This is a genomic window from Pseudomonas sp. FW305-3-2-15-E-TSA4 (assembly GCF_058787295.1).
In genome coordinates this window covers 321170-328122 of record NZ_JBYSZP010000006.1, presented here as the reverse complement: position 1 = coordinate 328122, position 6953 = coordinate 321170, and the positions used below count along the sequence as shown (strand labels likewise).

General features: G+C 62.0%; 6 protein-coding genes. 1 reads left to right on the top strand and 5 read right to left on the bottom strand.

Annotated features, from left to right (window positions below; translation table 11 throughout):
- Positions 1-129: 129 nt before the first annotated feature.
- From AC3WMV_RS11100 to AC3WMV_RS11080, 5 genes are all read right to left on the bottom strand, one after another.
- Entirely contained in the window at positions 130-387 is a 258-nt protein-coding gene (locus tag AC3WMV_RS11100; RefSeq protein ID WP_027613184.1) for a DUF1652 domain-containing protein, read from the bottom strand.
- A 134-nt stretch (positions 388-521) separates the two neighbouring features.
- Positions 522-2018, bottom strand: a complete 1497-nt coding sequence (locus AC3WMV_RS11095) for a helix-turn-helix transcriptional regulator (protein ID WP_103369141.1) — start codon at positions 2016-2018, stop codon at positions 522-524.
- 181 nt (positions 2019-2199) lie between these two features.
- Entirely contained in the window at positions 2200-3093 is an 894-nt protein-coding gene (locus AC3WMV_RS11090; protein ID WP_103369142.1) for a LysR substrate-binding domain-containing protein, read from the bottom strand.
- A 5-nt stretch (positions 3094-3098) separates the two neighbouring features.
- Entirely contained in the window at positions 3099-5312 is a 2214-nt protein-coding gene (locus AC3WMV_RS11085; protein ID WP_103369143.1) for a xanthine dehydrogenase family protein molybdopterin-binding subunit, read from the bottom strand.
- Entirely contained in the window at positions 5312-5776 is a 465-nt protein-coding gene (locus tag AC3WMV_RS11080) for a (2Fe-2S)-binding protein (protein ID WP_103369144.1), read from the bottom strand. Before AC3WMV_RS11080 ends, AC3WMV_RS11085 begins: the two co-directional genes overlap by 1 nt.
- 118 nt (positions 5777-5894) lie before the next feature.
- Here AC3WMV_RS11080 and AC3WMV_RS11075 point away from each other — a divergent pair, with 118 nt between their 5' ends.
- The gene (locus AC3WMV_RS11075) at positions 5895-6785 is read left to right on the top strand and encodes a LysR substrate-binding domain-containing protein (RefSeq protein WP_103369145.1); all 891 of its coding nucleotides are present in this window, start codon (positions 5895-5897) and stop codon (positions 6783-6785) included.
- Positions 6786-6953 lie beyond the last annotated feature (168 nt).

The window sequence follows — 6953 nt, the reverse complement described above, 5'->3', positions numbered from 1 at the left end:
ACGTCAGGGTAAAGCCTTTTTGGTTACTTTTTCGGCGTCTGGAAAAAGTGACCCGCCGTAAGGGCGGAACCCTAAGCAGCCATAACCGCAGCAACGGATATACACCCAAAACAAACCAACACCAAAACCCTAGGCCATATCCGGATCCCGAGCAGCCCGCAAAGAATTGCTCTCCAACTCATACCGCAACTCATCAACCAACGCCGCCACAGCCTCCGGCGTACGCAACGCATTGAGCTTCAACCCGCTGATCACCAGATCCACCTGCCCCGAATCCGGGTGATACAACTTCACCGTCAGCGAATGATCCCCATCCACTGAACACTCGCACGCCAATGGCGAAAAACTCTGTTCGAGGCTGGCGCGCAACTGCGCAAGATTCATCATGGAGCCTGTTCCTTTAGCTGTTTCGAAGGGAGACGATCCCGAGCCAACAGGCTCGTATCGCACCCCAACAGACTAAGAACTGCCCTGTCTCACCAGAACCTCCATTTGCACCGCATCAGCTAGTGCATTTGCACCTACCGCTGACCCTTCGCGCCGCGCTCGCCAGAAAACAGACCACGTTCGCGCGCCCAGACAATCGCTTCGCTGCGACTGTGTACATCAAGCTTGGAATACACGGTCGCCACATGATTGCGCACGGTGTTCGGCGCGAGTTTCAGGCGTGCGGCGATCTCCTTGTCAGCCAGCCCTTCGCAGATCAGCGCCAGCACATCGCGCTCACGCGCCGTCAGGTCAGTGAACGACACGCTCGGCAGTTGCGGCGAGTTGACCTTCTTCACATTGGCCAGTTTTTCGATCAGCGTCCGGCTGAACCACGAAGCATCCTTCATCACCTCTTCAATCGCCGCCACCAGCTCCAGCTCGGTGCGCTTGCGCTCGGTGATGTCCATCAGCACCAGCAGATAGCACGGCGTGTCCTGGATATTCACGGTGTCGGCAGATACCGCACACTCCAGCAGATCCGCGTCCTTCTTGCGCACCCGCACATCGACCCGATCCACTCGTCCGCTTTTCGCCAGAGCGGTCAGCAGTCGGGCCCGCGCACCATCGTCGTCAATGAAATTCAGCTGGGTCACGGTTTTGCCGACAACGTCGTCACTCTCGTACGCCAGGGTGTCGAGGAACGCCTGATTGACATCGATCACCTGCTGCTCCTCGGCCGTGCAGATCAGAATCGGCACCGGAGTCAGGCGGAACGCCTTGGCAAAGCGCTCTTCACTCTGACGCAGCGCGACTTCGGCCTTGTGGCGCAGCTCCATGTCGACGAAGGAAAACAGCATGCAATCCTCATCATTGAGCACCAGAGGCTGCCCGGCGACGATCACTTGCTTGCTGCCGCCATCGGGCAGGCGCAGTTGAGCCTGCATCTGCGGAATGGTCGCGACATCGCGCAGGCGCTGGATCGCCAGATCCTTTTTTTCGGCCTGTTCGAAGATGTCGATTTCATAGGCCGAGGTGCCGATCACCTGCTCGCGGGTGTAACCGGTCATCTCCAGAAACCCCGGATTGACCTTGATATAGCGCAAATCGCTGAGGCGGCAGATCACCGCCGGCGCCGGGTTGGCATTGAAGGTCTTTTCGAAGCGCTGCTCGGCGTTCGCCCAATCGGTGACGTCGCTCATGATCAGCACCAGTGACTCCGGCTGCCCTTCGCGATCAGTCAGGATCATGCTGCGCACGCTGTGCACCCAGACGTGCTCGGGATCATTCACGGCAGACACTTCGATCAGCACGTCGTTGAAAGCTTCGCAGCGTGCCGCGCGGCTGATCGGGTAGTGTTCCGGGGGCACCGTATGATTGTTGCGATAGCGCAGGCTGAAGCGCTTGGCATACTCATCGGCATTAGTGCCCAGCTCACCGATCCGGCTGACACCGTGCATCGCCAGCGCCGCCTCATTGGCCCAGAGGATGCTCTGATCGAGCTCCAGCAGAATCACCCCGTCGGACAGCCCGGCGATGATCTGCTGCAGCTGGCGACGGTTGGTTTCAGTGGTCAGGACTTCCTGGCTCATTGGATCTCCACAGGGAATTCGCGTGTGAAGATTACGACCGCAGGCGTTCGTGATCGTGCCGAACTCTTCAACAACACCACAAATCCCTGTAGGAGTGAGCCTGCTCGCGATAGCGGTCTGTCAGCCACATCAACGCTGACTGACACACTGCTATCGCGAGCAGGCTCACTCCTACAGGGGATCATTGGTGATCTGAAGATTCCACCAACTCCCGCAACGTATCGAGAAACAGCTTGAGCACCGGCGAAGCATCATCAGCGCGATAAGTCGCATACAACGGCACCTCCGGCAGCGCCGGTGTCAGCTTGCGAAACACCAGCCCCGCCGGGGCCAACTGCTCGATCGAGGCCGGCAACAGCGCCACCCCGAAACCGGCGCGCACCAGACTGAGCAAGGTCTGCACCTCGATCACCTGCTGGCGAATCTGCGGGGTGAATCCGGCCTGAATGCAGCACTGATAAAGGAAATTGGCGAACCGCGACTGCTTCAGTTCCAGCGCGACAAACGGCTCCTGAGCCAGATCTGCCGGCGCCAATATCTCGCGCCTGGCCAGCGGATGATCGGCCGGCATCACCACATGAATCGGCTCGTAGATCAACAACTCGTTGCGCAGCAACGGATCGTCATAACCCACGCGGAACACGCAGGCGTCGATACGTTTTTCCTTCAACGCCTTGACCTGCGCCGCCGGGGTCATTTCATGCAGCCGCCAGTTCACCTGCGGATAGCGCTCGCGAAACAGGTGCAGGGCTCTGGGCAGCACGCCGACCATCACCGAGCTGATCATGCCGATTTCCAGCTCGCCAAGCTGCCCGCGCCCGGTCTGGCGCGTCAGATCCAGCGCCCGTTCCAGTTGTTCGAACACCAGCGGCGCCTGCTCCTTGAGCATCTGCCCCGCCGCTGTCAGTTCGACCCGGTGGTGACTGCGCTCGAACAACGGCGTGCCCAGCTCCTCCTCCAGCAGGCGAATCTGCTGGCTCAGCGGCGGCTGGCAAATGTGCAGGCGCTCGGCGGCGCGGCCGAAATGCAGCTCATCGGCCAGAGCCATGAAGTACCGCAGCAGACGCAGGTCCATGGCGCCTACCCCAGACTCAGCGGCGTTGAACGCTGGCGCACGCCGGTCAGCGCAAACAAGGCGTTGGCAATCGCCGGCGCCACCGACGGACTGCCCAGTTCGCCGACACCACCGGGTTTGCCCGGCTCGCCATCCAGCACCACGATGTCGGTGGCCGGCATGTCCGACATCCGGGTCACGCGGTAGTCGTGGAAATTGCTCTGCACCACCCTGCCCTGTTGAATGTCGAGGCGATCAAACAACGCATGGCCCAAGCCCCACATCAGTCCGCCGTAGATCTGCTCCTCGACCCCGCCCGGCGACACCGCCAGACCGCAATCGACCACGCAGGTCAGCTTCTCGACTTTCGGCTTGCCATCGACCGTCGCGACCCGCGCCACCACCGCGATAAAACTGGTGTAACCCTGATTGGTGGCAATCCCCAACGCAGTGCCCGGCGGCAGCGGCTGGCCCCATCCGGCACGCTCGGCCGCCCGTTTGAGCACCGCCACATGCCGTGGCCGCTCCTGCATGTTGGCCAGACGGAACCCCAGTGGATCCGCCCCCGCCGCATGGGCCAGTTCATCCATGAAGCTTTCCACGGCGAACACGTTGGGGATGAAGCTCACCGAGCGATACCAACCACTGGGCACATGGCTTTCGTGCTTGACCCAGTTCAGCTCCAGGTGCGGTGGACGATAGGCGAAGTCCCACGCGGTGATCGCTTCGGTGGTGCTGTAATCCATGTGATCCGGGCGTTCGAAATAACCCGGCTCCCACTGCTCCGGCGAGGCCGGTGACACCGCGTGCAGTTGCAGTGCCTTGAGTTTGCCTTGGGCATCCAGCGCGCCTCTGACCCGGTGCAGCGTCGCCGGGTGATTGAACAGTGCGTGCATCTCGTCTTCACGACTGTTGAGCAACTTCACCGGTACACCGGTTTGCTGCGCCAGATACGCCACCTCGAACAACCAGTATTTGGCCTCCCGCGCGCCGAAGCTGCCGCCGGACACCAGTTCATTGATGGTGACCTTGTCCTTGGCAATGCTGCATACGGTTTGCGCCGCTTCCAGCGCCGAAGACGGCACCTGCACGCCGCCCCAATAGGTGATCGCCTTATCCTGCACGTGCGCGGTGATGCAGATCGGCTCCAGTGGGTTCTGCACCTTGTACGGCATGCGGTAATCGGCTTCGAGCAGTTGCGCTGCATGTGGCCATTGCGCGTCGACATCGCCATGCGTCATGGCCGTTACCGTTTGGCTGTGCGGGTCGGAAATTGCGGCAGCCTGGGCCTTGGCCAATTCCGCGCTGTCGAACCCGGCCAGTGGCGAGTCGCTCCACTTGATCTCCAGCACCTTGCGGCCCTGCTGCGCCGCCCAGAACGTGTTGGCCAGTACCGCCACGCCTTCCAGGTTGCCGCCGAGCACGTCCGGGCGCCCGGGGACTGCAAGCACCTGGCGCACGCCCGGCACCTGCAATGCCGCCGCCGAATTCACGCTGACGACTTTCGCCCCGACGACCGGCGCGCGCTGAATCACTGCCACCAGCATCCCCGGCAACTGCACGTCGATGCTGTACTTGAAGCGCCCGCAGACCTTGGCCGCGGCATCGCGCTTGTGCCGCAGTTTGCCTATGTACTTGAACTGCGCCGGATCCTTCAGGGTGACGTGGGCCGGTGCCGGCAGACGCGCCGCCACTCCGACCAGTTCGCCATAACCGAGGCTGCGTTTGCTGGGCAGATGAACCACCCGGCCTTCTTCGGTGCTGCAGCTGTCGGGGCTGACTTTCCATTGCTGCGCTGCCGCCGCGATCAGCAGCGCCCGCGCCGTGGCGCCGGCCATGCGCAAGCGTTCGTATTCCAGCGAAACACTGGTGCTGCCGCCGGTGGAGAAGACTTTCCAGACCGGGTGAATGTAGATCTCGAAGAACGGATCTTCCGGGGTGATGACCTGCACGGTCATCGGGTTCACATCCAGCTCTTCGGCCACACACGCGGCCAACGCCGTTTGCGTGCCGGTGCCGGAATCGTGTTTGTGCACCACCAGTTTCACTGTGCCGTCGGGGAAGATCCGCACCCAGGCGTTGGGCTCGAATTCCGTGGCCGGCGCCGGAGATTTCGGGTCGCTGGCGGCGCTGCCGGAGGGCAGATACAAGGCAATCGCCAGGCCCGAAGCCACCGTCGCCGCTTGCTTGAGAAAGACCCGGCGTGACGGTTCGAGCAAGGTGTCGTCGCGCAGGCTCATCACGCCTCCTTCGGCGCGTTCGCCGCACGTTTGATCGCTTTATTGATCCGCCCGTAAGTGCCGCAACGGCAGATATTCCCCGACATCGCATTGCGGATCGAATCGTCGGTTACCGCCGCGCCGGTGTTGAGCAGCGCGGCGGCGGACATGATCTGCCCGGATTGACAGTAGCCGCATTGCGGCACATCTTCGGCGACCCAGGCCAGTTGCAGCGGATGGCTTTCGTTCGGCGACAGACCTTCGATGGTGGTGATGCTGTGGCCCGCGACGGCGGCCAGCGGCAACTGGCAGGAACGCACCGCGACACCGTCCAGATGCACGGTGCAGGCACCGCACAGGCCCATGCCGCAGCCGAATTTGGTGCCGGTGAGTTTCAGTTGATCACGCAGTACCCATAACAAGGGCATGGAGGGGGACGCCTCATCCAGCTCGCGTCGTTCGCCGTTAACCGTGAATGCGATCATTGTCAGGCTCCAAAAGAGCGGCCCGTCTTTGTGCGGGCCTGGTGACCGATTATTGGAAGCCCACGCAACACGCGGCCAGCGACGATTTCTGCCAACCGGTGTAAGCAGGACTAACAACATGTACAAGCGATACCCGTCGGTGCAGTCCATGAGCGCGTTCATCCAAGCGGCGCGCAGCGGCAGTTTTTCCAGTGCCGCGCGCAAGCTCGACCTGACGCACAGTGCGATCAGCCAGCAGATTCGCGCACTGGAAGATTTCATCGGTCAGCCGTTGTTCGTACGTGAGGGCGGCGGCAGCAACCTCACCGATGCCGGGCAGTTGTTTGCCAGCGTGCTGGCGGACGGGCTGGCGCAGATCGACCGGGCCCTGTCCTCGGTGAAAAACCGCAGCGTGGCGCAGCGCCTGACCCTGGACGTCGACAGTGAACTGGCGCAGAGCTGGCTCAATCCGCGCCTGCCGGAGTTGCTCGACGGACTGCCGGATTACGAGGTGACGCTGCTGTCGATGCCGCGCAGTGATCGCAGCACGTTTGAGCGGGTCGATCTGGCGTTGCGTTACGGCTATGGCGATTGGGATGACTGCGAGATGACGCAGATCTGCGGCGACCGGGTGCTGGCGGTGGCTTCACCGGCGCTGCTTGAGCGCTATGGTTTGCAGGTGCCGTTGAGCCCGGCGCAGATTCTTGAATTGCCGCTGTTGGGCTATACGCGGCGCTCGTGGATACCGTGGCTGGATGCGGCCGGAATGCCCCCGGTAGAGCCACCGGCGCGGGTGATTTTCGATAATGCGGCGAACCTGATTGCGGCGGCTGAAGCCGGGGTTGGTGCCGGGCTGGTGCGCGGTTTACTCGCCGCCGATGCGTTGCGCAGTGGGCGGCTGGTGGCGTTGAACGAGGCGCAGATTGCTGCGCATTACAACCTGTATGCGGTTTGGCCGCATGGGCAGGCCGAGCGGGTGGCGCCGGTGGTTGAGGTGATCCGGCAGTTGGCTTTGCGTACGCAACACTGACGCCTTCGCGAGCAGGCTCGCTCCCACAGTTTGACCGCATTTCTCCAGCTGGAATGCATTCCCCCCTGTGGGAGCGAGCCTGCTCGCGAAGGGGTCGGCACAACCACCACAAAAACCAAAACCATATCGCCCAAGTATCACCACCGCGCCCAATTAATATTGTACGAA